Origin of the sequence: Roseateles sp. SL47 (genome assembly GCF_026625885.1) — a bacterium.
In the GTDB taxonomy this organism is placed as follows: Bacteria; Pseudomonadota; Gammaproteobacteria; order Burkholderiales; family Burkholderiaceae_C; genus Roseateles.
The window spans coordinates 4,470,902-4,492,240 of record NZ_CP113068.1; the positions used below are offsets into that span (position 1 = coordinate 4,470,902).

General features: G+C 66.4%; 19 protein-coding genes. 12 read left to right on the forward strand and 7 right to left on the reverse strand.

Features of this window, described 5'->3' with window-relative positions:
* Window positions 1-9 precede the first annotated feature (9 nt).
* Both OU995_RS19355 and OU995_RS19360 read left to right on the forward strand, forming a co-directional pair.
* Window positions 10-1,344 (forward strand): efflux RND transporter periplasmic adaptor subunit, encoded by a 1,335-nt coding sequence (locus OU995_RS19355; RefSeq protein WP_267831671.1) that lies wholly within the window; start codon window positions 10-12, stop codon window positions 1,342-1,344.
* Window positions 1,344-3,458, forward strand: a complete 2,115-nt coding sequence (locus tag OU995_RS19360) for an HlyD family efflux transporter periplasmic adaptor subunit (RefSeq protein WP_267831672.1) — start codon at window positions 1,344-1,346, stop codon at window positions 3,456-3,458. The genes OU995_RS19355 and OU995_RS19360 overlap by 1 nt, the downstream gene beginning before the upstream one ends.
* A 76-nt stretch (window positions 3,459-3,534) precedes the next feature.
* Here OU995_RS19360 and OU995_RS19365 read toward each other — a convergent pair whose 3' ends face one another.
* Window positions 3,535-5,100 carry a methyl-accepting chemotaxis protein gene (locus OU995_RS19365; RefSeq protein WP_267831673.1) on the reverse strand — a complete coding sequence of 522 codons (1,566 nt, stop codon included), beginning with the start codon at window positions 5,098-5,100 and terminating at the stop codon, window positions 3,535-3,537.
* Between the two features lie 327 nt (window positions 5,101-5,427).
* Between OU995_RS19365 and OU995_RS19370 the strand changes: the two genes are divergently transcribed.
* Window positions 5,428-5,805 carry a hypothetical protein gene (locus tag OU995_RS19370; protein WP_267831674.1) on the forward strand — a complete coding sequence of 126 codons (378 nt, stop codon included), beginning with the start codon at window positions 5,428-5,430 and terminating at the stop codon, window positions 5,803-5,805.
* A gap of 230 nt (window positions 5,806-6,035) precedes the next feature.
* Here the strand turns inward: OU995_RS19370 and OU995_RS19375 are convergent, their stop codons facing one another.
* The 4 genes from OU995_RS19375 to OU995_RS19390 form a co-directional block, all read right to left on the reverse strand.
* Window positions 6,036-8,516 carry an ATP-binding protein gene (locus OU995_RS19375; RefSeq protein WP_267831675.1) on the reverse strand — a complete coding sequence of 827 codons (2,481 nt, stop codon included), beginning with the start codon at window positions 8,514-8,516 and terminating at the stop codon, window positions 6,036-6,038.
* Between the two features lie 3 nt (window positions 8,517-8,519).
* Entirely contained in the window at window positions 8,520-9,242 is a 723-nt protein-coding gene (locus tag OU995_RS19380; protein WP_267831676.1) for an ABC transporter substrate-binding protein, read from the reverse strand.
* 259 nt (window positions 9,243-9,501) lie between these two features.
* Window positions 9,502-10,197, reverse strand: coding sequence for an HD-GYP domain-containing protein (locus OU995_RS19385; protein WP_267836306.1), 696 nt, complete (start codon window positions 10,195-10,197; stop codon window positions 9,502-9,504).
* 53 nt (window positions 10,198-10,250) lie between these two features.
* A complete protein-coding gene (locus OU995_RS19390; RefSeq protein WP_267831677.1) occupies window positions 10,251-10,622 on the reverse strand; it encodes a response regulator transcription factor in 372 nt (123 codons plus the stop codon).
* A gap of 215 nt (window positions 10,623-10,837) precedes the next feature.
* Between OU995_RS19390 and OU995_RS19395 the strand changes: the two genes are divergently transcribed.
* The 4 genes from OU995_RS19395 to OU995_RS19410 all read left to right on the forward strand — a co-directional run bounded on the left by OU995_RS19395 (window position 10,838) and on the right by OU995_RS19410 (window position 14,134).
* The gene (locus tag OU995_RS19395) at window positions 10,838-11,899 is read left to right on the forward strand and encodes an SAM-dependent methyltransferase (RefSeq protein ID WP_267831678.1); all 1,062 of its coding nucleotides are present in this window, start codon (window positions 10,838-10,840) and stop codon (window positions 11,897-11,899) included.
* A gap of 34 nt (window positions 11,900-11,933) precedes the next feature.
* A complete protein-coding gene (locus tag OU995_RS19400; RefSeq protein ID WP_267831679.1) occupies window positions 11,934-12,758 on the forward strand; it encodes a DUF1295 domain-containing protein in 825 nt (274 codons plus the stop codon).
* Window positions 12,759-12,769: 11 nt separating this feature from the next.
* Window positions 12,770-13,537 carry a DUF6134 family protein gene (locus tag OU995_RS19405; protein ID WP_267831681.1) on the forward strand — a complete coding sequence of 256 codons (768 nt, stop codon included), beginning with the start codon at window positions 12,770-12,772 and terminating at the stop codon, window positions 13,535-13,537.
* An 84-nt stretch (window positions 13,538-13,621) separates the two neighbouring features.
* Window positions 13,622-14,134, forward strand: a complete 513-nt coding sequence (locus OU995_RS19410; RefSeq protein ID WP_267831682.1) for a DUF2177 family protein — start codon at window positions 13,622-13,624, stop codon at window positions 14,132-14,134.
* Here OU995_RS19410 and OU995_RS19415 read toward each other — a convergent pair.
* Window positions 14,097-14,813: a ChrR family anti-sigma-E factor gene (locus OU995_RS19415; protein WP_267831683.1), complete on the reverse strand. Its 717-nt coding sequence runs from the start codon at window positions 14,811-14,813 to the stop codon at window positions 14,097-14,099. The two genes, OU995_RS19410 and OU995_RS19415, sit on opposite strands and share 38 nt — an antisense overlap.
* Before the next feature lie 10 nt (window positions 14,814-14,823).
* Window positions 14,824-15,351 (reverse strand): sigma-70 family RNA polymerase sigma factor, encoded by a 528-nt coding sequence (locus tag OU995_RS19420; protein ID WP_267831684.1) that lies wholly within the window; start codon window positions 15,349-15,351, stop codon window positions 14,824-14,826.
* 386 nt (window positions 15,352-15,737) lie between these two features.
* Here OU995_RS19420 and OU995_RS19425 point away from each other — a divergent pair, with 386 nt between their 5' ends.
* The 5 genes from OU995_RS19425 (at window position 15,738) to OU995_RS19445 (ending at window position 21,150) form a co-directional block, all read left to right on the forward strand.
* Window positions 15,738-17,135 (forward strand): NAD(P)/FAD-dependent oxidoreductase, encoded by a 1,398-nt coding sequence (locus OU995_RS19425; RefSeq protein WP_267831685.1) that lies wholly within the window; start codon window positions 15,738-15,740, stop codon window positions 17,133-17,135.
* Window positions 17,132-17,977, forward strand: coding sequence for a DUF1365 domain-containing protein (locus tag OU995_RS19430; RefSeq protein WP_267831686.1), 846 nt, complete (start codon window positions 17,132-17,134; stop codon window positions 17,975-17,977). The genes OU995_RS19425 and OU995_RS19430 overlap by 4 nt, the downstream gene beginning before the upstream one ends.
* A gap of 54 nt (window positions 17,978-18,031) precedes the next feature.
* Window positions 18,032-18,421 (forward strand): hypothetical protein, encoded by a 390-nt coding sequence (locus OU995_RS19435; RefSeq protein WP_267831688.1) that lies wholly within the window; start codon window positions 18,032-18,034, stop codon window positions 18,419-18,421.
* Window positions 18,358-19,377 (forward strand): SAM-dependent methyltransferase, encoded by a 1,020-nt coding sequence (locus OU995_RS19440; RefSeq protein ID WP_267831689.1) that lies wholly within the window; start codon window positions 18,358-18,360, stop codon window positions 19,375-19,377. The genes OU995_RS19435 and OU995_RS19440 overlap by 64 nt, the downstream gene beginning before the upstream one ends.
* A gap of 201 nt (window positions 19,378-19,578) precedes the next feature.
* Window positions 19,579-21,150, forward strand: coding sequence for a methyl-accepting chemotaxis protein (locus OU995_RS19445; protein ID WP_267831691.1), 1,572 nt, complete (start codon window positions 19,579-19,581; stop codon window positions 21,148-21,150).
* The last annotated feature ends 189 nt before the right edge of the window (window positions 21,151-21,339 follow it).

A 21,339-nucleotide genomic window follows, 5' to 3' on the forward strand; every position in this document is an offset into this window, starting at 1 on the left:
GCCACAGGCATGACTGCGCCGGAGCGTTCGGCACCGCTGGTCAGCCTGCTGCAACTGCAGCGCCGGGCTCGCCAGGCCGCCACCCCGCAAGCCCTGGGCTTTGTGGCGGTGAATGAAACCCTGCAATTGGTGCCTTACAGGCAGGCGGCCTTGTGGACCGCCTCCGGGCTGGGCCAGGTCGCCGCCGTCTCCGGCCCGCCCTTGCCGGACCCTCAAGCGCCTTATGTCCAGTGGCTGGGGCAGTTGTTCCGCCATCTGATGCGCGAGCAGGCGCCGGCCGGCGAACTGCAGCCAGACACGCTCCCGGAGACGCTGTGCGCCGATTGGCGGGAGTGGCTGCCGGCCCATGTCTTGTGGTTGCCCCTGCCTGCCCACGACCGCCCCGCCGCTGCCGGCCTGCTGCTGGCGCGCGAGGCCCCATGGGCCGCCCATGAAGTGGGCCTATTGACTGAACTGGCCCATGCCTACGGCCATGCGCTTGATGCCTTGCAACCCCGTCGCCCCTGGCGCGAGGGGCTGGGCAGCTTCCTGCGCCGCGCCCGCACTCGCCGCTGGTTGGCCGTGGGGATGCTGGCGGTCTGCCTCTGCCCGGTGCGGCTGACCGCCCTGGCCCAGGCGGAGGTGGTCCCGTCCGAGCCCTTCATGGTGCGGGCGCCGCTGGATGGCGTGATCGACCGATTCGACGTGCGGCCCAATCAGGCCGTGCAAGCCGGCACGCCGCTCTTCAGCCTGGACACCACCGCCTTGCGGGCCCGCATGGAAGTGGCCCGCAAGGCGGTCGACACGGCGCAGGAGGAATACCGCCAATCCGCACAGGCGGCGGTGACCAATGACAAGACCCGCGCCGACCTGGTGCTGCGACGCGGCAAGGTCCAGGAAAAGACGGTGGAGCTGGACTACACCGCCGAACAACTGGCCCGCGTGCAGGTCAAGGCCGACCGTGCCGGCATTGCCGTGTTTGCCGACGCCAACGACTGGGTCGGCAAGGCGGTCACGCTCGGCGAGCGGGTGCTGCTGGTGGCGGACCCCGCACGGGTCGAACTGGTGGCCTGGATGCCGGCGGCCGACCGGCTGCCGGTGGCCCCTGGCGATACGCTGACGCTGCACCCCCAAGGCTCGCCGCTGCAGTCGTTTGAAGCCCAAGTGCTGACGGTGGCCTACCGCGCCGAACCCACGCGTGAAGGCTTCATGGCCTATCGCATCAAAGCTGCGTTCACACCCGGACAGACCCTGCCCCGCATCGGGCAGCTGGGCAGTGCCCGTGTGCATGGGGGGTGGGCGCCGCTGGCCTATGTGGCCCTGCGGCGGCCACTATCAACGGCGCGACAATGGCTGGGCTGGTGATGCTGCCGCCCCTGCGGGAGGATCTGGGCCTGCATCCGGGCCCGGATGCGCCGGACGGCTCCCCCACCTGGACCCTGCATGACCCGGCCAGCCACCGCTTCTTTTCCCTGAGCTGGCCCGCGTTCGAGTTGCTGTCACGCTGGCCGTTGCGCGACCCGACCCAATTGCTGGGCGCCGTAGCGCGCGAGACCACCCTGCAAGTGAGCGAGGACGACCTGCAATCGCTGCTGGACATGCTGCGCGCCAATCATCTGCTGGTGGCCAGCGATCCACGCCAGACCGATCAGCTCTCCGCCCATGCCGCCGCCACGCGGCTGTCGCCCGGCCAATGGCTGCTCAAGCATTACCTGTTTTTCCGCATCCCGGTGCTGCAACCGATGCGCTGGCTGCAACGCAGCAGCCGCTGGGTCCGCTGGGCGTTCCAGCCGACCTTCTGGATGGGTTGTCTGGCCTTGATGCTGCTGGGCCTGGTGATGGCGGGGCGCCGCTGGGATGAGTTCAGCCACACCCTCACCAGCTATGCGAGCTGGGAGGGCCTGCTCGCCATTGCGCTGGCCCTGACCGGTGCCAAGGTGCTGCATGAGCTGGGCCATGCCTTCACCGCCACACATTTCGGCTGCCGGGTGCCGACGATGGGTGTGGCTTTTCTGGTGATGTGGCCGGTGCTCTACACCGATACGAATGAAGCCTGGAAGCTCACCTCGCGCCGCCAGCGTCTCTGGGTGGGCGCGGCCGGCATGCTCAGCGAGTTGGCATTGGCCTCGGTGGCGCTGGTGGCCTGGAGCGTGCTGCCGGATACAGCGGCCTGGGCGCCGATCCGATCCGGGGCCTTTCTGCTGGCCACCACGACCTGGGTACTGACGATCGCGGTCAATGCCAGTCCGTTCATGCGCTTTGACGGCTATTTCCTGCTGGCCGATGCCATCAACATGCCCAACCTGCATGAACGTGCCTTTGCCCTGGGCCGCTGGTGGATGCGTGAAGCCTTGTTCGGCTGGGGGGACCCGCCGCCCGAGCGCTTCAGCCCTGCACGCCAGCGCGGCCTGATCGTGTTTGCCTTTGCGACCTGGCTGTATCGGCTGGTGCTGTTCTTTGGCATTGCCTTGCTGGTCTACCACGCCTTCTTCCGGGCGCTGGGACTGCTGCTGATGGCCGTGGAACTGGTGTGGTTCATTGCGCGGCCGGTGTGGCGCGAATGGAAAGCCTGGTGGCAGCAGCGCCAGCGCTGGCATTGGAACCGGGCCTCGCGCCGAACGCTGGCCGCGCTGCTGGCCCTGCTGGGGCTGCTGTGCTGGCCATGGGGCGGCTCGGTACGGGTGCCTGCTGTGCTTTCCCCCAGCGAGGTGCAGGTGGTGGCCGCCGCCTATGCCGCCCAGGTGCTTGGACCCGCGCCCCAGCAGGGGCAAGCCGTCAAGGCGGGTGAGCTGTTGCTTCAGCTGCGGTCACCGGAGTTGGAGATTCAGTGGCAGCAGGCGGTGGTGCAGGAACAGCAACTGCGCCTGCAACTGGAGCAGCAGCCCTTTGACGACCGGTTGCGGGAACTCGGGCCCGCCCTGCGCAAGCAATGGGAAGGTGCAATGGCTGAAGTTCAGGGTCTGACCGCCCAGAAGGAACGGCTGGCGGTGCGGGCGCCCTTCCCTGGCGTGGTCGTTGAGGTGTCGGACGATCTGCGCAATGGCACCTGGGTGGCCGCCGGTGAACGGCTGATCAGCCTGGCCGGCACCCAAGGCGCGAAGGTCGATGCGTATGCGGATGAGGCCGCGCTACAGGGGCTTGCCCCAGGCGCCGTGGGCACTTTTGTGCCGGCTGTGGCGGAGGAGCGGAGCGAGCGCTGTGAGCTCACCCGGATCGATCCGGTCCAACTGGCGGCTCTGGACGAACTGGCATTGGCCGACGTGCATGGTGGCCCCATCGCCGTCCAGCGGCTACAGGACGGACGTTATGCACCGCAGCGCCCCACTTTCCATTTGCGCCTGGACCGCTGCGAGCGGCAGGCCGCACCGCATCAGGAGATCCTGGGCACCGTGCATCTCTCGCAGGCGCATCACCATTCCTGGCTGGGCGACGGCCTGCGGTTCCTGGTGTCCTTGTGGCATCGGGAGGCGGTGCTGTGAGTGAAGCACATGGGGCCGTTGTTGAAGCCCGCCACGCAGTGGTGGGATGGGTTTCGACGGCGGGACCCGCCTGGCTTCAGGCCTTGAACAGCACCACCGCCGAGGCCAGCGCCTTCGTCTGACTGTTGAGGCTGTGCGCAGCTGCTGCCATGCGGCCGACCAGGACGGCATTCTGCTGTGAGTCTGCATCGGCACTGCCAACGTCATCGGTGACGCTAGCAATCTCCTGCGTCTGGCGCTGAGCCGCATCGCTGATGTCGGTGATGAGCGTGGCCAGCCGGTTGACCTGACCCACGATGTCCACAATGGCCAAACCGGCCGACGAAGCCAGCGCGCTGCCGTTGGAAACACTGGACACATTGGCATCAATCAGCGTCTTGATCTCCTTGGCCGCTTCCGCGCTGCGCTGCGCCAGCGTCCGCACCTCCGAAGCCACCACGGCAAAGCCCTTGCCATGGTTGCCGGCCCGGGCCGCTTCCACGGCGGCATTCAGCGCCAGCATGTTGGTTTGGAAGGCAATGGCTTCAATCAAGCCGACCATCTCGATCATTCGAGACGATTTGGTGGAGATATCTTCCATGGTGGACACCACCCGTGTGACCACCTCGCCGCCCCGCTGTGCAGCGGACTGGGCGGAGGTGGCCAACTGGGCAGCCTCCACCGCATGCTGCGATGTACCGCGGGCCGAGTCGGTGACCTGGCTCATGGAATTGGAGGTGTGGCGCAACTTGCTCACCTGGTTTTCAGTGCGGTCCGACAAATCCTGATTGCCAGCGGCAATCTGCGCGGCATCTTCGGCAATGGCCAGCGCGCTGGAGCGCACCTGTGTCACGATCTGGGCCAGGGAGCTTTGCATGCGCGACAGAGAGGCCACCACGCTGTGGGAGGGCGCATCCTTGACGGCGGCCTTGTGGCTGAGGTCGCCAGCAGCCAAGCGGTCGGCAATTTCGCGCAGCACGCCGGGGTCCACCCCCAGCGCGCCCAGCAGCCGGCGGAAAATGACGGCGGCCATTCCGATGGCGGCCGCCATAGCCATCAGCGCGAGCACCACGGTGGAAATGCGCTGCCTGCCGATGGTGGTGGTGGTCTCGCTCATCTGCTCACCGGTGGCAGCGGTGATGAACGAGGTGTAGGCGGAGGTGGCCTGGATGAGTTGCTTCAGCAGCGGGCGACATTCGGCGTTCATCCGGCTCACCGCCAGATCCCGTTTGCCACTGATCGCCAGCTCAACGATGCTGAGCGCGACCTTTCCATACTCGGCTTCCACCGCGTCCACCTTCTTGAAATGCTCTCGCTCAGCGGGCGAGATGGAAGGTGAATTCATGGCTTCACGCAGCCTGTCCATGCTTTGCTGTACACGGGCATGCGCGGCAACAACGGCATTGCGCTCCTCCTCCAGCCCGGCCGCGTCTTGCACCAGGATGAGGTTTCGGGCGGAGATGGCGCGAGCACTCGCCGCCGCGCGGATGTCCCGGCCCAGCATGGCACGCTTGAATTCGTCACCCACCAGGGATTGCAGCCGTTGCTCGGCGTTGCCCAATCCCTGCACGGCATACACAGTCACGATGAGAAGAAGCGTCAGTTGAAATGCAATCGATAACGACAGCAGTTGCCGCATCGACAGCCTTTGAATCCAAGCCATGGTCTCTCCTCGTCAAGCCGGCGTCTCATACATACGCGAATGGGTGGGGCGGCTCGGCGGGTCTCGCTGCGAAGCTGCGGTGGTACTGCCATCACCGGCGTGCAGGAGAGCCTTGTTGTCGGGTCCGCAGAGAAAAATATAGGCGCTTGGCCCTCGCAAATGCTTCAACTGATAAATACAACACCGACAAAACGATAGCCTTGAGAAAAACTGCGCGCTTGGATGCCACCTTCCGGACGGCAGATGGGTCAAAAGCCTGTGTATGCTTACAGTCCGAACCGCACCACCTGCCCCACCTGCCCCACCTGCCCAACCCAACGACTCACCATGATCGAACTGCTTGTGCTTGCCGCCTTGTGCACCGCTGCGTGGTGGTGGAGTTCGGTGGCGTTGTGGGTCGTGGCTGGCGTGTTTTTGCTGTGCTTCGGGCTCCGCCGCTTTCGCCACTTCGCCAACCAGGCCGTCCTCGCCACGGCGCAGCAGAGCGGCCATTGGCGCAAGGCCTGGCTGCATCATCAACAGACGTCGGGTGAATGGGAATGGCGCGTGGACGTGCAGGCCGAGCCACCGTTCAGCTTTGCTGCCCGGTCCACCGGGCACTTCCGCGATCGGCTGCCGCTGGAGGTCGAGGTGTGCGACCTCGGCGACCGTGTCTGGGCCCTGCGCCACGGCGCGGAGGCATTGTTGACCCGGCAGGTGTCCTGAGGCGAGGCGCCCCCCCTTGCTGCGGCACTGCGGCACTGCGGCTCGGTGGCTCGGTGGCTCGGTGGCTCGGTGGCTCGGTGGCTCGCCGACATCGTCAAGTCGCTGCGTCGCCGCGCCGTTGGGGTGTCTGTCACGCGGTAGCGTCGTATGGCCATAGTGCCATAGCCCCGTATCGCCATATCGCCATATCGCCGTTGCCCAGGGACGTGATGCTCCGTTCGTGCGGATGTTCAGATCTCGGCCACCACCCCAAGCGGCATCAGCACATGGAATACCGCCCCCCCACCGGGACGGTTTTCTGCATAGATACGGCCGCCCAACGCCGTCATGATCTTGCGGCAGATGGCCAAACCCAGGCCGGTGCCGCCGGCCCCGGTGCTGGTGGCGCTGGACTGCACAAAGGCTTCGAAGATGCGCTCCAGCTCCGGCTCGGGAATGCCCGGCCCACGGTCCATGATGGCCAGATGGGCATGGCCCTGCGCCTGCCGGATGGTTCTCACCGTGATCGCGGACCCTTCCGGCGAGAACCGGATGGCGTTGGCCAGCACATTCCGGATCACCTGCTGGAAGCGCAGCGGGTCCACCCGGGCCACCAGCGGCTCGGGTGCCTGGGACATGTCCAGCGCCAGACGTCGCGCCGTCATCAGCGGTTTGAGCTCGCGCAGCACGGCCGTGATGTGCGGCCGGATGTCGCAACGTTCCAGGCTGAAGGTGCCCACACCGCTTTCCAGCGCGGAGACGTCCAGCAGGTCATTCACCAGGTCCAGCATGCGGCGGCCGGAGTCGTGAATGTCCCCAAACATGGCGGAGAGCTTGGGGCAGGCTTGCTCACCACGTACCCGGCCCAGCTCTGAATAGCCGATGATGGATTGCAGGGGCGTCCGGAGTTCATGGCTCATGTTGGCGATGAACTCGGACTTGACCCGTGATGCTTCTTCGGCTGCTTCCTTGGCTTCCATCGTGGCCCGTTCGGCACGCCGGAATTCCGACACGTCGGTCAGAGTGAAGAGCACCCCGGCCGGGCCGCGGCCATCCCCGGGCACCACCACCTTGGACAGCACCACGTCGCGACAATCGTGATTGCGGTCGTAAAACTGGGTTTCATAACGCAGCAGGCTTTGGCCCTGGATGCCTTCCATCGGCACCCAGTCGGAGGTGGGCGGCTCCATGCCGCATTCCGGCAGATGCTTGTCCACCTCCTTGCCCACCACTTCTTCCCGCCGCCGCCCGGTGAAGTCTTCCCAGGCGCGGTTGACGGTGACATAGCAGCCCTCACGGTCCACCATGGAGGTGGGCTGCGGGCTGAGTTCAAGCAGAAGCGCCACCAGCTGCAGCTGATGTTGCAGCCGCGCTTCGGCCGCAAAACGCTCGGTGACGTCCACCGCCGACCCCGCAAAACCGTCGATCTGCTGGCCCGCCATCAGCGGCACCACCGCCAGCGAGAAGCGCCGATGCTCACCGGCACTGATCGGCACGGTGACCTCGGCATGGCGGACCCCCTCCTGCGCCGAGTGGGAAAAGAGCTTTTCCACGACCGCGCGGTCGGAGGGTGCGGCCAGGCTGGAGATCTTGCGGCCCAGCATGTTCTGGCTGGGCTCGCGCGTGATCAGGCTCCATCGCGCATTCACGAACACCAGCTCCCCCTGGGCATTGGTGCGGAAGATCAGTTCCTGGATGCTGCGCAGGACCAGCGCCATTTCCTGCTCGCTGGCGGACAGCCGGGCGTAGGCTTCATCCAGCACCGTCTGCGCCTGGGCCCGGGTGGAAAGCGCCCGCAAGGTGGCCACCATGCCGCCCAGGATGAGGAGCTCCATCACCAGCAGCGCCCCGGCATTCCACCAGAGGGATTCACGCCAGTCCGCCAGGAGGCGGCTGCGGTCCTGCTCCACCACCACCACCATCGGCCGCGAGCGCGAGACGCGATAGGTCAGCAGTTGCTCTCCTTCGCTGAAGCCGCGCCCCTGCCATTCGCCGATGGCCTGAGACGGCAGCGCTTCGCGGAAGAGGCGATGCGCCTGCTGCCAGCTGCCGGGTTTGAGCGGAAATTCGGTGGTGGCAGCCAGCAGCTGGCCCTGATAGCTGAACAGCGCCGCATGCCATTCCGGCTCGGCCACGCCCTGTTGGTAGTTGGCCAGGGCATCCGGATTGATCAAGGCCACCAGGAACAGCCGGCGGGTGCGCCATTCAAAGGGCAGCACCAGCGGCAGATAGGACACCTGATCGATACGCTGCGCGCGGCGCCCGTCCAGCAGGCCCCGGCCAGGCTGCAGATGCATCAGCGTGGCCTTGCCTTCGGCGGTCGGCAGCGGGCCCCATTCGGCCAGTCGCACCAGGCTGCCGGGCGGGTGGCCGGCGGAGCTGGCAATGATCTGCCCGCTTTCGCTCAGCAGTGCAGCTTCGCGCAGCGTGGGCTGGCCCAGCACGGTCTGACCCAGCATCTGCGACAGCCGGTCCGGGTCGATGGCCTGCTGGCTGCGAATGCCATCACCCACCGTGCTCAGCGCCAGCGCGGCCGCCTCGATGGTGAGCGTGGCATGGTCTTCCACCACGCGAGCCACCAGACGGCTGCGTTCCATCGCGGCATCCAGCGCCTCCGTGCGGCTCCGCCAGCCCAGAAAGCTCATGCCCACCAGGGCCGCCAACGCCAGTGCCGCACCCACCCAGCGCGCCAGTCGCAGCGGCGAGACGGAGGACAGGCGACCCGATGCCATGGTTCACCGCGCAACGATGTCGGTCAGGCCGTGGCGTCGCGCCGCCGCCGCCAGCCGTCCGTCGGCCTTGATGGCTGCCACGAAGCTGTTCACGCGGGCCAGCCAGGCGTCGTCCCCCGGGCGCACTGCATAGGCATACGGCAGGACATGAAAGGGCTTGGGCGGCGCAATCAGCCGCATCCAGTCGGCGTTCTCAAGCAGCCGGCGGCTGTAGGGATAGTCCGTCATGAATACATCCACCCGCCCGGCGGACAGCTCCGCCTCGCGGGTCTTGGGCGGACGGATGACGATCAGGCGGGCCTGCTTCAGCCGCTCCGTCATCACCGGCTCCATGAAGGTGCCGGCCTGCACCGCCACGGCCACGCCGGGCTGATCGATGTCTTCCCAGCGCCGCACCACCCGGCTGGAGCGGGTGGTGACGCCGTAGATGTCGCTCTGCAGATAGGGCGTGCTGAAGGCCAATCGTTCGCTGCGTTGCGGCGTCACACCGATGGCAAACATGGCGATATCGCATCGCACCTTGGTCACATCGTCGATCAAGGTGGAAAAGGTCGATTCCACATACCGTAAGGGGACACCGAGGTCCTTGGCCAACGCCGCCGACAGGTCGACATCGATGCCGGTGAGTTGGCCGGTGTAGGGATTGCGAAAGGTGATGCCGTAATAGTCCGGCCAGATGCAGACAGCCAGTTCGCCTTTGGCCTTGATGCGGGCCAGGGCCGGCATCTTGAGGGCATCGGCCGTGTCTGTATTCGTGCCCGTGCCCGTCGTCGGGGCGGCCGCAGTTGAGGTTGAGGTTGAGGTTGAGGTTGAGGTGGCGGTTTTGGACACCAGGGCTGGTGCGGAGGCATGCGCCGGTGTGGAAGTCGCCGTTGCAGGCGGTGTCGCCGCCCCTACGGTTGATGGCGCCGAAGCGGCGCAGAGCCCGATAACAAGACAGATCGTCGTGACAGACCCAAGCATTCCCATGGTGTCTCCCTGCGATTCAATGGCTGCCCAGCAGCTCGTCATGCGTCGGAGGTGCGGCATTGATGCGTTGCCGCAGCGCGAGCAGTTCCTCGAAATGCCGGGTGAAGATCTCCACCACACGCGGATCAAACGCCTGCCCACTCTCTGCCTGCAGCATGCCCAGCGCCACCTCGGGCGCGAATGCGGACCGGTAGCACCGGTCCATGGCCAGCGCATCGAAGAAATCGGCCACCGCCACAATGCGGGCGGAAATCGGAATCTCCTCCCCTTTCAGCCCGCGCGGATACCCCAGCCCATTCCACCTTTCATGGTGGCACAGCGCCACTTCGGCCGCCAGCACAAACAACGGGATGCTGGAGCGCCCCAGGATGTCCGCACCGATTTCCGGGTGACGGTTCATGATGACCCGTTCTGCCGCCGTCAGCGGGCCCCGCTTCTTCAGCACATCATCAGGAATACCGATCTTCCCGATGTCGTGCATGGGCGCTGCACTGCGCAGCATGCGCGAGAACTCGGCGCCTTCCCCCAGCAGCAGCGCGATCGCTTCAGCGAGATAACCAATGCGAAAGATGTGTACGCCGGTGTCGTCGTCTCTCAATTCAGCGGCGCGCGCCAGCCTGAGCAAGGCGTCGTGGTGGGCGCGCGTGACCTGCCGCAGCGCCTCATTGCGCTCGCGGTACATGATGCGCAGATCGTTGACGATGATCTCCATCTGAGCGAGGGCGTGATCGTCATACGAGTTGGTGTCCTGCAGGGTCCGTGCGTTCAAGATGCCCTCGCTCCGGCACGGCTCAGCTCCTGAATGAGCTGCAAGGGGCTGAAGGGCTTCACCAGATAGGCGCTGGCGCCGGCCTTCAGGCCTTCATCGGTGTCCTTGGCATGGCCCCGTGCGCTGAGAAACAGCACGGGAATCTCCTGCGTATGCGATTGCTGCCGGATGGTGCGGCACAGGGTGATGCCGTCCATGCCCGGCATCATCACGTCGATGAGGATGGCGTCCGGGGTCCAGCTGTCCAGTACGGCCAGGGCTTGCGGCCCATCGGCCGCCTCACGCACTTCGAAGTCCTCGAAATCCAGCGTCAGACGGATCAGGCGACGGATGTCCGCGTGGTCGTCCACAACAAGCACTTTTTTCATGATGGGCCTCTCTGAAACCGAAATGTACGCGCCGCGCCCCTTCAGAGTGATAGTTATGGCATCAACAAAACCAGCAAAAAGATAAAAACGCACAAAACGACGCAAAAGTCGTGCACGGGGATCACGCGCCCGGTCCCCGGAAATAGTTGGCATCACGAGATCCATCCTCGCTTCACCCGCGTACAAACAGGCAAGCTCCACAGGACCTTGCCGCGATGACCCACCCACTGTCTTCCCTTGCTGTTCAGATGGCCGAACGCGGTCTTCTGCCCGACATCGCACTGCGCGCCGGCATCCGGCAGCTGTTGCGACAGCGCCTGGATGAGTCACAGGCCCGGCATGCCGAGTCCGCCGCCCAGTTGACGGCGCAGTTCATTGCTTCGCTGCCACGCGCCGCCCTGGCGCTGGTGCCGGAAAAGGCCAACGAGCAGCACTACGAACTGCCCGCCCCCCTCTTCCTGAACATGCTGGGCCCACAGCTGAAGTACAGCTGCTGCTGGTGGCCCGACGGCGTGGAGACGCTGGAAGATGCGGAAGAAGCCGCCCTGCGGGAAACCGCCACCCGCGCTGGCCTGACGGATGGCCAGACCATCCTGGAGCTGGGGTGTGGTTGGGGCTCTTTGAGCTTGTGGATGGCCGCCCATTTCCCGCAGTCGCGGATCACGGCGGTGTCCAATTCCGCCTCCCAGCGGGCCTTCATTCTGGGCCGCGCCCAGGAGCGCGGCCTGAGCAACCTGCAGGTGATCACCAAGGACTTCAACCAGCTGGGCGACGACGGCCAGCTCGAGGGCCGCTTTGACCGGATCGTGTCGGTGGAGATGTTTGAGCACCTGCGCAACTGGCCGGAAGCCTTCCGCAAGGTGTCGCGCTGGTTGCGGGACGATGGCCGCTTCTTCATGCATGTGTTTGCCCATCGCGGCGCGCCCTACGCCTTTGAAGTGCGCGACGAAACCGACTGGATGAGCCAGTACTTCTTCTCCGGCGGCATGATGCCCAGCGACGACCTGGCCCTGCGCTGCCAAGGTGACCTGGCCCTGCTGCAGCATTGGCGCTGGGACGGCCGCCACTACGGACGCACGGCGGGCGCCTGGCTGGAATGCTTCGATGCCAACCGGCTGGCGGTGATGCCGGTGCTGGAATCGGTCTATGGCGCCGCCTCCGCACCGATGTGGTGGCAGCGATGGCGGTTGTTCCTGCTGTCGGTGCAGGAGTTGTTCAACTACGAGCAGGGCCAGCAGTGGTGGGTCAGCCACTACCTCTTCGCCCCGCGCCGCTGATCACACCAATCTCAGCCCTGATACCAAGGCCTCCATGGACGTTCTCACCGCCGTGCTTTCCCCCACCAACCTGCCGACCGCTGCCATCGGCGGGCTGTTGATCTGCGTGCTGATTGCACTGCCCACCTGGGGCGTGAGCCTGCCGCTGCGGGACGCCAGTGTGGCGGACCGGGTGTGGTCCGCCTTCATTGCTGCGCCGGCCGTCTGGTATGTCTGGCAATTGGGCAGCGACGCCCGCTCCGCATTCATGGTCGCCATCACCTTGCTGTGGGCGCTGCGGCTGGCACTGCACATCAGCATTCGCAACTGGGGCCATGGAGAAGACCGGCGTTATCAGGACATGCGTCAACGCAACCAACCCGGTTTTGCGCTCAAAAGTCTGTGGCTGGTCTTTTTGCTGCAGGCGGTGCTGGGGTGGCTGGTGAGCCTGCCCTTTCTGGCCGCAGCCGGTCCGGATCGCCCGGTGTGGGGCTTGCTGGATACCCTGGGGGCTGTCGTCGCCGCGGCCGGCGTACTGATGGAGAGCGTGGCAGACGCGCAATTGGCTCGTTTTCGCCGCGCCCCGCGCCAGGCTGACCGGGTGCTGGACACCGGCCTGTGGCGCTATTCCCGGCACCCCAACTACTTCGGTGAATGCTGTCTGTGGTGGGGGGTGGCGGTGATGGCGCTGTCGGCAGCGGGAGGGGCCGGCGTGTGGTGCCTGGTCTCGCCGGTGCTGATGACGGTGCTGCTGCTCAAGGTGTCCGGTGTCAGTCTGCTGGAGAAGGACATCGGCGAACGGCGGCCCGCCTACCGGGACTACGTCGCACGCACCAGCGCTTTTATTCCCTGGCCGCCCAAACGAAAAGGTGCGCAATGAGAGAGACCTTGATGCCTTTGCCACTGCATCGCAGTACCTTGTGCCGTGTGTCCGTGGCGGCGACCCTGGTGATCGGCAGTGGGCTGGCGGGTGGCCGCATGGCCCAGGCCCAGGCCCAGGCCCAGGCCCAGACGCAGACGCAGACCCAGACGCAGGCTCCAGCCGCAACACCGCCCTCGGCGGCGACGCCCTCCCCCCCGCCAACCCAGACCTGGAACTTCGACATCCGGCTCGATGGCAAGCCCATCGGCACCCACCGCTTCGAGGTGTCCGGCCCACCGGACACCCGCACCGTGACGAGCAATGCCCGCATGGATGTGAAGCTGCTGGGCCTGACGGTCTTCCGATACCGGCATCAGGTGGAGGAACGCTGGAAAGGCGACTGCCTGGATGCCCTGAAGAGCAGCACCGACGACGACGGCAAGCCCCAACGGGTGGATTGGCGTCGTGAAGCGGCTGGCAGTGCCGCCGGGACGGCTTCCCCCCCGTCGGACTGCATCATGAGTTATGCCTACTGGCATCCCGCGCTGGTGCAGCAACGCCGCCTGTTCAACCCGCAGACCGGCCAGATCGACGACGTGAAGGTCGAACGTCTGCCCGACGCCCCCATCCAGGTCTCTGGCCGCGAAGTGATGGGCGCCCGCTGGCAGCTCATCACCAAGCCGCCGACCGGCGACCCGCAGCGCCTGACCCTGTGGCTGGACCGCTCCGACCAGCGCTGGCTGGGTCTGGACGCACGGGTCCGCGGAGACCGGCTGCTGACCTACCGTTTGCCCTGACACCCCCAGGCGCTCGTCCACTCGCTGGTGCGGGTGCCCGGCGCCTTTGCCATTCCCGCCCCGCTTCCTTTCCAGGAGATCTCCGTGTCCCTTGCCCCCCATCCGCCCCATTCCCCCCATTCCTCCCATTCCTCCTTGCACACCTCGCCCACCGCGCCGCCGGCCCCAGGGTGGCGCTGGCCGCTGGCCTATGTGACGACCGCCGTGGTGTTCCTGGGCATGGACGCCGTCTGGCTGAGCCATGCCAGCCAGGCGCTGTATCAACCGGCCATCGGCCATCTGATGGCCACGTCGGTGGACTGGGTGGCAGCGGCGCTGTTTTATCCGCTCTACATCGCGGGCGTGGTGTTTTTCGGGGAAGCGCCCGCCCTGTTGCAGGGCCGCAGCCGGGTGGCGCTGTGGCGCGGTGCGCTGTTCGGGCTGATCGCCTACGGCACCTATGACCTGACCAACCAGGCCACCCTGAAGGACTGGCCGTGGTCGGTCACGATGATGGATCTGGTGTGGGGATCGTTCGCCAGCGGCGTCGCCGCCTGGGCCGGCACCGCCCTCACCCTGGCTACATGCCAACGAGCGAACCGAACCAGCGGGCGATAAACCCGTCGAAGTTCAACCGGCCATCCACGGCAGCGATGCAGATGCATTCGCTGCCGTCCTGCACCACCGGCTGGTGGTGTACGTCCCCGTCGGCCAGGTCAAAGTCACCCGGGCCGTACAAGGCCCGCCCGTCATGGAAGTGGCCGTAAATGACCTGGGTCAGCTCCGTGCCGCGATGGGTGTGCTGGGGCAGGTATTTGCCCGCGCCAATGCGCAGCAGGAACACATTGGCCTGCGGGGCATCCGGCACGGTGACACGGCTCCAGCGCATGCCCGGGCCGAGCCAGCGCCAGCGGGTGGCGCTGCAATGGGCCAGCGCCTTGGGCCACACCGCCCCCATCGGCAGCGGCGGTGGTGCCGCCACCCGGCGCACACCGGCGGAGTCGGCCCCCTCGGCCGCGTCCTGCGCATCGATACGGGCCAGGACACGCGCCAGGGCATCGTCGGCCATGGCCACCGGTGGCTGGTCTTCCAGCACCACGCCGCCCAGCGCTTCCAGCATGCTCACCCGCGCACGGCAACTGCTGCACAGCTCCAGATGGATCTGCGTCACCAGCGCAATGCCCACCGAGAGCGAGCCAGCGGCGTAAGCGAGCAGAAGATCGTCCGCCGGATGGTGGCGAATGTCGAGGGACGGTGCGGACCGTTCGATGGCAGTGATGGGGGCGGAAACAGTCATGGCAGACATTTCAGGCGTCCAGCAGTTTGCGCAGTTGCGCCACGGCCAGGCGAATGCGCGACTTCACAGTGCCCAGCGGCAGCCCAAGTTCTGCGGCAATACGGGCGTGAGGTTCGTCGTCGTAATAAGAAAGACGCAACACCTGGGCCTGCTCGGCAGGCAGCCGTCCCAGGGCATCGCGCACACGCCGGGACATGCGGTTGGCCTCGACATCGTCGGAAACCTCCCGCTGGTCGGCTTCCAGGCGGTCAAAATCAAAGTTCTCGTCGCCAGTGTCTTCCAGCCGATGCCGGCGGCTGGCATCGATCCGCAAGCGGCGGGCAATGGTGAAGATCCAGGTGGAAACAGCGGCCTGCGAAGCGTCGAACAACGCGGCCTTGCGCCAGACGGTGACCAAGGCCTCCTGGGCCAGGTCTTCCGCCGCCTGCTCACTGCTGCCGGTGCGGATGAGGTAGCTTTTGACCCGCGGGGCGAAGTGCTGGAACAGGCGCGCAAAGGCGTCCCGATCCCGAAGCTCCGCCACGCGGCGGGTGAGCATGGCCCAGTCGTCGCCAGCGGAAGCTCCGGAAGCTCCGGAAGATGCAGCATCGGGCGTTGCGGCAAGCGCAGGTGTTGCGGAAGTCGCCTCGCCGTGAAGAGAAACAATTTTCAAATGAGGGACGGCCGACGGGGGCGATGTTGGCAATGGGGGCTGGCGGGACAGCTGGGGTAAAGCCGTCACACCCGGCTCGGAAGCCGGGGGCTGTGCCAAAAAATCGCGTCGTACGGAACCCATGCGAGCTTGTACGCAGCGATTGGCATCCCGGATCATCGCTCATTGACGGCACCCCCACCATCGGGCGAGCATCGCCCCGACATATTGGCGTGACCGGCGATCCAAAGTGACGTTTCGCACGTACAAACACAAATTCTTCAGGACGAGACATGGACCGCCCCGACTTTCAAGCCCTTTCGCCGGACGCTGCCGGCCCCTCCGGTCGCCCGCTGCGCATCGCCGTGGTCGGCAGCGGGATTTCCGGGCTGTCCTGCGCCTGGTTGCTGTCGCAGCGCCATGAGGTGGAAGTGTTTGAAGCCGATGGCCGCATCGGCGGCCACAGCAACACGGTGGAGGCCCCCTGCGGCATCCGCCATGTGCCGGTGGACACCGGCTTCATCGTCTACAACGAACCCGCCTACCCCAATCTCACCGCCCTCTTCCAGCATCTGGGCGTACCCACCCGGGCCTCGGACATGTCCTTTGCCGTGAGCCTGGACAACGGCCGCCTGGAATATGCCGGCACCGACCTGAACGGCCTGTTTGCCCAACGCAGCAATCTGGTGCGCCCCCGATTCTGGGCCATGTTGCGGGAGCTGCTGCGCTTTTACCGGGAAGCCCCGGCCGATGTGGCTGCGTGCGGCGATCAGGCCCTGGACGACTACCTGGACCAGCGCGGCTACGGCCGGGCCTTTCGTGATGATCATCTCTACCCCATGGGCGCCGCCATCTGGTCGTCCAACGCGACGGACATCGGCCGTTACCCCATGGCGGCCTTTGTTCGGTTCTGCGAGAACCACGGCCTGCTGAAGGTGTCCGGCCGGCCGGTCTGGCGCACGGTGGACGGCGGCAGCCGCGAATATGTGCAACGCCTGGCCCAGCCGCTGGGGGACCGCATCCACCGCAACGAATCCGTGCTGGCGGTGCTGCGTGAAGCCGACGGCGTGCGGCTGCATACACGCAGCGGCGCGCTGACCCGCCTGTATGACCATGTGGTCATCGCCGCTCATGCCGACCAGGCCTTGCGGATGCTCCCGTCTCCGACGGATGACGAGCGCCGCTTGCTGGGCGCGCTGCCTTACTCCCGCAACCTGGCCGTGCTGCATCACGACCCGGCCTTGATGCCGCGTCGGCGCAAGGTGTGGTGCAGCTGGAACTACCTCGCTGGCAGCGGCAACACCGCAAGCAACGCGGCCAACGATGGGCCGCCGACGGTCACCTACTGGATGAACCGCCTGCAGCCCCACCTGCCCCAGGGGGAGCATGCCACCCCGCTGTTCGTGACCCTGAACCCGACCGTGGCGCCGCGGCCCGACCTGCTGGTCTCCACCGAGGTCTATGAGCATCCCCGCTTCGACGGTGCCGCCATCCAGGCGCAGCGCGAGCTGTGGAGCCTCCAGGGCCGGCACAACACCTGGTTCTGCGGGGCCTATTTCGGCTCCGGTTTCCATGAAGACGGGCTGCAGGCCGGATTGGCGGTGGCCGAAGCCCTGGGCGGCGTGCGCAGACCCTGGCAGGTGGCCAACGAGTCGTCCCGCATCCACCTGCCGCAGGTGGCCACCGCATGAGTCACCGGCAGGCCCCTTCATTCGACCCCAGCGCGTCGGCCCTCTACCGGGGCGTGGTGATGCACCAACGGCTGCGACCCATGCGGCACCAGCTGCGTTACCGGATCTTCACCCTGTGGCTGGACATGGATGAATTGCCCTCCTTGGAGCGGCGCCTGCGCTGGTTCTCCATCGGCCGGTTCAACCTCTTCAGTTTCCGCCCGTCCGATCACGGAGACGGCCAGGCCCCCACGGTCGCGGCGCTGCGGGCTCAGATGGACGCCCACCTGGCGGCTGCCGGTCTGCCGGTGGGCGGGCCGCTGCGGCTGCTCACCCTGCCCCGCCTGCTGGGTTATGCCTTCAATCCCTTGACCGTGTGGTTCTCACACGCGCCGAGCGGCGAGCTGCAGGCCATCATCTACGAGGTCAACAACACCTTCGGCCAGCGCCACAGCTATCTGGCCACGGTGGACGACCACCAGCGCGAGGCCGCGACGGTGCATCAGCGTTGCGACAAGCTGCTGTATGTCTCGCCGTTTCTCGGCATGGACTTGCACTACCGCTTTCGCATCGACCCGCCGGGCGAGCGCCTCTCGCTGGGCATTTCGGTTCACGACAATGCCGATGGCACCCCGGTGCTGAACGCGCGGCACGATGCGGAACGGGGGGTGCTGAGCGACCGTGCCCTGCTGGGGCTGTTCTTCTCCTACCCCTTGCTCACGCTCAAGGTCATTGTCGGCATCCACTGGGAGGCGTTGCGACTCTGGCTCAAGGGAGCGCGACTGCATGAACGAACCCGCGCGCCGGAAGCGCCGCTGACCGTCGTGCGGCCCGCTGCGCCTCTGCCCACCGATCTTCCCTGAACGGACCCCTCTCGTCCGTGAAGCACCGATTTCAATTCAAAGGAACGAAGCGCCATGCATAACAACAGCCGCACGCTCCCCCCAACGTCGTCCGTCAACGCCGGTACCGCCACGGTGTCTGTGGCCTCCAGCGCGTCTGCCACCGCTACGGCGATGGAGGCTTTGGCTACCCGCTCCACCCCCGCCGCCGCTGGCACAGGGAGGTCAGCACCCCATGCGCTGTTCCGACTGCCCGCCGTGCAGCGGGCGCTGGCCCGCATCCGCCATGGCCATCTGGACCTGACCCTGCCGGACGGCCGCACGATGGTGCTGGGGGCGCCCTGCCCGGCCCACGGGCTGCTCTGCATCTGCACCGGTGGCGCCCGCTGCTGCGCCTGTGCATGGAAGGCGACCTGGGCCTGGCCTTCTCTTTCCGCGATGGGGACTGGAGCACCCCGGACCTGACCGCGCTGCTGTCCTTCGGGCTGGCCAATGAGTCGGCGCTGAAGAGCCAGGGGCGCTCGCGTGGCCCGGCCCGCTGGCTGGGGCTGCTGCTGCACCGGGCCAATGCCAACACCCGCCGCCGCAGCCGCGACAACATCTCGGCGCATTACGACCTGGGCAACCGGTTCTACGAACAGTGGCTGGACCCCAGCATGCTGTACTCCAGCGCGCTGTACGGGCCCGGGGCGGCGCCGGGCATGTCCCTGGAGGCGGCCCAGCAGCAGCGGCTGGACCACATCGTCTCGCTGCTGGATGTGCGTGCGGGCCAGCGCGTGCTGGAGATTGGCTGTGGCTGGGGCACCCTGGCCGCCACCCTGGCCGCGCGCTGCGGCGCCGAGGTGGTCGGCCTGACCCTATCGACCGAACAACTGGCCTTTGCCCAGGAACGCGCACGCCAGTTCCAGGTGGCGGATCGCGTCGACCTGCGCCTGCAGGACTACCGCGATGTGGGCGACCGTTACGACCGCATCGTGTCCATTGAAATGATCGAAGCCGTGGGCGAAGCCTACTGGCCGGTCTACTTCCAGACGCTGCATGACCGGCTCCAGCCGGGGGGGGTGGCCGTGCTGCAGGCCATCACCATCAACGAGGCGCACTTCGAGGCGTATCGCGCCAGCCCGGACTTCATCCAGCGCTGCATCTTCCCGGGCGGCATGCTGCCCACGCCGGAACGCATGGCCGCCGAAGCCCAGCGCGTGGGGCTCACTTTCAAGACCGATGTGCGTTTTGGCCTCGACTATGCCCGCACCCTGGCGGAATGGCGCCACCGCTTCCTGGCGCAATGGCCCTCGATTGAAGCCTTGGGCTTCGACCTGCCCTTCAAGCGGATCTGGGAGTACTACCTCAGCTACTGCGAAGCGGGCTTCCTGGCCGGGCGGGTGGACGTGGGGCTTTACCGGCTGGAACGCCCGGCCTGACAGCACCCGAAGCATCGTCGCCTTCCGCGCACTTTGTCGCGCCCCCCCGATCCTGGGGACACGTTCCCCTGTGACGGAGGCGCCCCGGCGCCCTACCATCCGGAGGACGGGATGTCAGGGAGCAAGACGAACGACCGGGCCGATGAACAGGCTTGCAGCGTTCGCATCGTCTTCGGGCCGTGAGGCTACTGGGAGATCACCTTGGGGAATACCGCAAGTGTCGGCAGCTGGGGCGCGCGATTCAGCATCGCGCAGCAGTTCGTCCTGTTGGTGGCCATTGCGGCCGCCATTGTTCTGGGCCTCAGCGGCATCAGCCTGGTCCGTGTCAACACCCTGGGCGAGACGGTGGACCGTCTGGCCAATGAGCAGGTGGAACGACTGCAACTGGCGCAGCGTTGGCGCAGCAACATCGCCGTGAACTCCACCCGCGTGTTTGCGGTGATCATGTCCGATGGGGACGAGTTGCAGACCTACTTCAAGGACAGCATCGCCGCCACGACCAAGGACACGTCGCAGGTGCAGAAGCGTTATGTCGAACTGGAGAAAAGCCCGGAAGGCCTGGCCATCCTCGACGAACTGAACGACGCCCGCAAACCCTACCTGGAAGCCCGCGACAAGGCCCTGGCCTTGAAAAAGAGCGGCGACTTCGCCCAGGCCAAAACGCTCGCCCAGACCCGCTATGCACCGCTGATGGACAAGTACAACGCCATCGCGGACAAGATGGTGGCCTTCCAGGCGCGCCGGTCCGCCGACCAGGCCGACGAGGCGCTTGGCATGGTCAACAGCTATCGCTGGATCATCATCGTCTCGGGTGGGGCCGGCGTGCTGCTGCTGGCGTTCCTGGCCTGGCTGGTGGTGACGGGCATCCGGCGCTCGCTGGGCTTGGCCATGCGGGCGGTCACCGCCATCGGCGACGGCGACCTGTCGCAGGACATTCAGGTGGTGGGCCGTGGCGAGGTGGCCGACATGCTGAAAGCCACGCAGCACATGCAATCGTCGCTCTCCCGCATCGTCAGCTCGGTGCGCCAGGGCAGCGAGCAAATTGCCACCGGCTCCACCGAAATCGCCAACGGCAATGCCGATCTGAGCCAGCGCACCGAGGAGCAGGCGGCCAATCTTGAAGAAACCGCCGCCTCGATGGAGGAGCTCACCAGCACCGTGCGCAGCAACGCGGACACCGCGCAGGAAGCCGCCCGCCTGGCCACCGATGCGTCAGCGGCGGCCGCCCAGGGCGGCGTGGTGGTGGGGAATGTGGTGTCGACGATGGAGGAAATCGTCACGTCGTCGCGGCGCATCACCGACATCATCGGCGTGATCGACGGCATTGCCTTCCAGACCAACATCCTGGCGCTGAATGCAGCAGTGGAAGCCGCACGGGCCGGTGAGCAGGGCCGCGGGTTTGCTGTGGTGGCGGCGGAGGTGCGGACCCTGGCCCAGCGCTCCGCCGCAGCGGCCAAGGAAATCAAACTGCTGATCGACACCAGCTCGCAGAAGGTGGAAGCCGGCACACGGCTGGTGGACGAGGCTGGCCGCAGCATGACGGCCATCGTGTCGCAGGTGCAAAAGGTCAATGACCTGCTGGGCGAGATTTCCCATTCCACGTCCGAGCAGACGACCGGCATCAGCCAGGTCAGTGATGCGGTGGCGCAGCTGGATCAGGTCACCCAGCAGAATGCCGCGCTGGTGGAACAGAGCGCGGCTGCGGCCGACAGCCTGCGCCATCAGGCGGAACAGCTGGCGCAGACGGTGCGGGTGTTCAAGCTCCGGGGCTGACAGCGGGACGGTGACACAAGGCGCACCGCGCCACAGGCCTCCGGTTTACTCCCTGGCGCGCAGGTTCGACACCTCCGCCCCCTTCATTGCCAGGTGCTGGCTGGGCTCAAGGAGCTGTCCGCCGCCCTGGCACTTCCTCCTACATTTCCTCGGGCATGTCCTCCGGCATGTCCTCTTTCGCTGGGTCAT

Coding starts and splice junctions, on each gene's coding strand:
- OU995_RS19415 (WP_267831683.1), bottom strand. CDS start 14,813: ATGACTGTTTCCGCCCCCATCACTGCCATCGAACGGTCCGCACCGTCC.
- OU995_RS19425 (WP_267831685.1), top strand. CDS start 15,738: ATGGACCGCCCCGACTTTCAAGCCCTTTCGCCGGACGCTGCCGGCCCC.
- OU995_RS19355 (WP_267831671.1), top strand. CDS start 10: ATGACTGCGCCGGAGCGTTCGGCACCGCTGGTCAGCCTGCTGCAACTG.
- OU995_RS19380 (WP_267831676.1), bottom strand. CDS start 9,242: ATGCCGGCCCTGGCCCGCATCAAGGCCAAAGGCGAACTGGCTGTCTGC.
- OU995_RS19385 (WP_267836306.1), bottom strand. CDS start 10,197: ATGGAGATCATCGTCAACGATCTGCGCATCATGTACCGCGAGCGCAAT.
- OU995_RS19365 (WP_267831673.1), bottom strand. CDS start 5,100: ATGGCTTGGATTCAAAGGCTGTCGATGCGGCAACTGCTGTCGTTATCG.
- OU995_RS19370 (WP_267831674.1), top strand. CDS start 5,428: ATGATCGAACTGCTTGTGCTTGCCGCCTTGTGCACCGCTGCGTGGTGG.
- OU995_RS19435 (WP_267831688.1), top strand. CDS start 18,032: ATGCATAACAACAGCCGCACGCTCCCCCCAACGTCGTCCGTCAACGCC.
- OU995_RS19360 (WP_267831672.1), top strand. CDS start 1,344: ATGCTGCCGCCCCTGCGGGAGGATCTGGGCCTGCATCCGGGCCCGGAT.
- OU995_RS19405 (WP_267831681.1), top strand. CDS start 12,770: ATGCCTTTGCCACTGCATCGCAGTACCTTGTGCCGTGTGTCCGTGGCG.
- OU995_RS19375 (WP_267831675.1), bottom strand. CDS start 8,516: ATGGCATCGGGTCGCCTGTCCTCCGTCTCGCCGCTGCGACTGGCGCGC.
- OU995_RS19430 (WP_267831686.1), top strand. CDS start 17,132: ATGAGTCACCGGCAGGCCCCTTCATTCGACCCCAGCGCGTCGGCCCTC.
- OU995_RS19420 (WP_267831684.1), bottom strand. CDS start 15,351: ATGCTCACCCGCCGCGTGGCGGAGCTTCGGGATCGGGACGCCTTTGCG.
- OU995_RS19400 (WP_267831679.1), top strand. CDS start 11,934: ATGGACGTTCTCACCGCCGTGCTTTCCCCCACCAACCTGCCGACCGCT.
- OU995_RS19390 (WP_267831677.1), bottom strand. CDS start 10,622: ATGAAAAAAGTGCTTGTTGTGGACGACCACGCGGACATCCGTCGCCTG.
- OU995_RS19395 (WP_267831678.1), top strand. CDS start 10,838: ATGACCCACCCACTGTCTTCCCTTGCTGTTCAGATGGCCGAACGCGGT.
- OU995_RS19440 (WP_267831689.1), top strand. CDS start 18,358: ATGGAAGGCGACCTGGGCCTGGCCTTCTCTTTCCGCGATGGGGACTGG.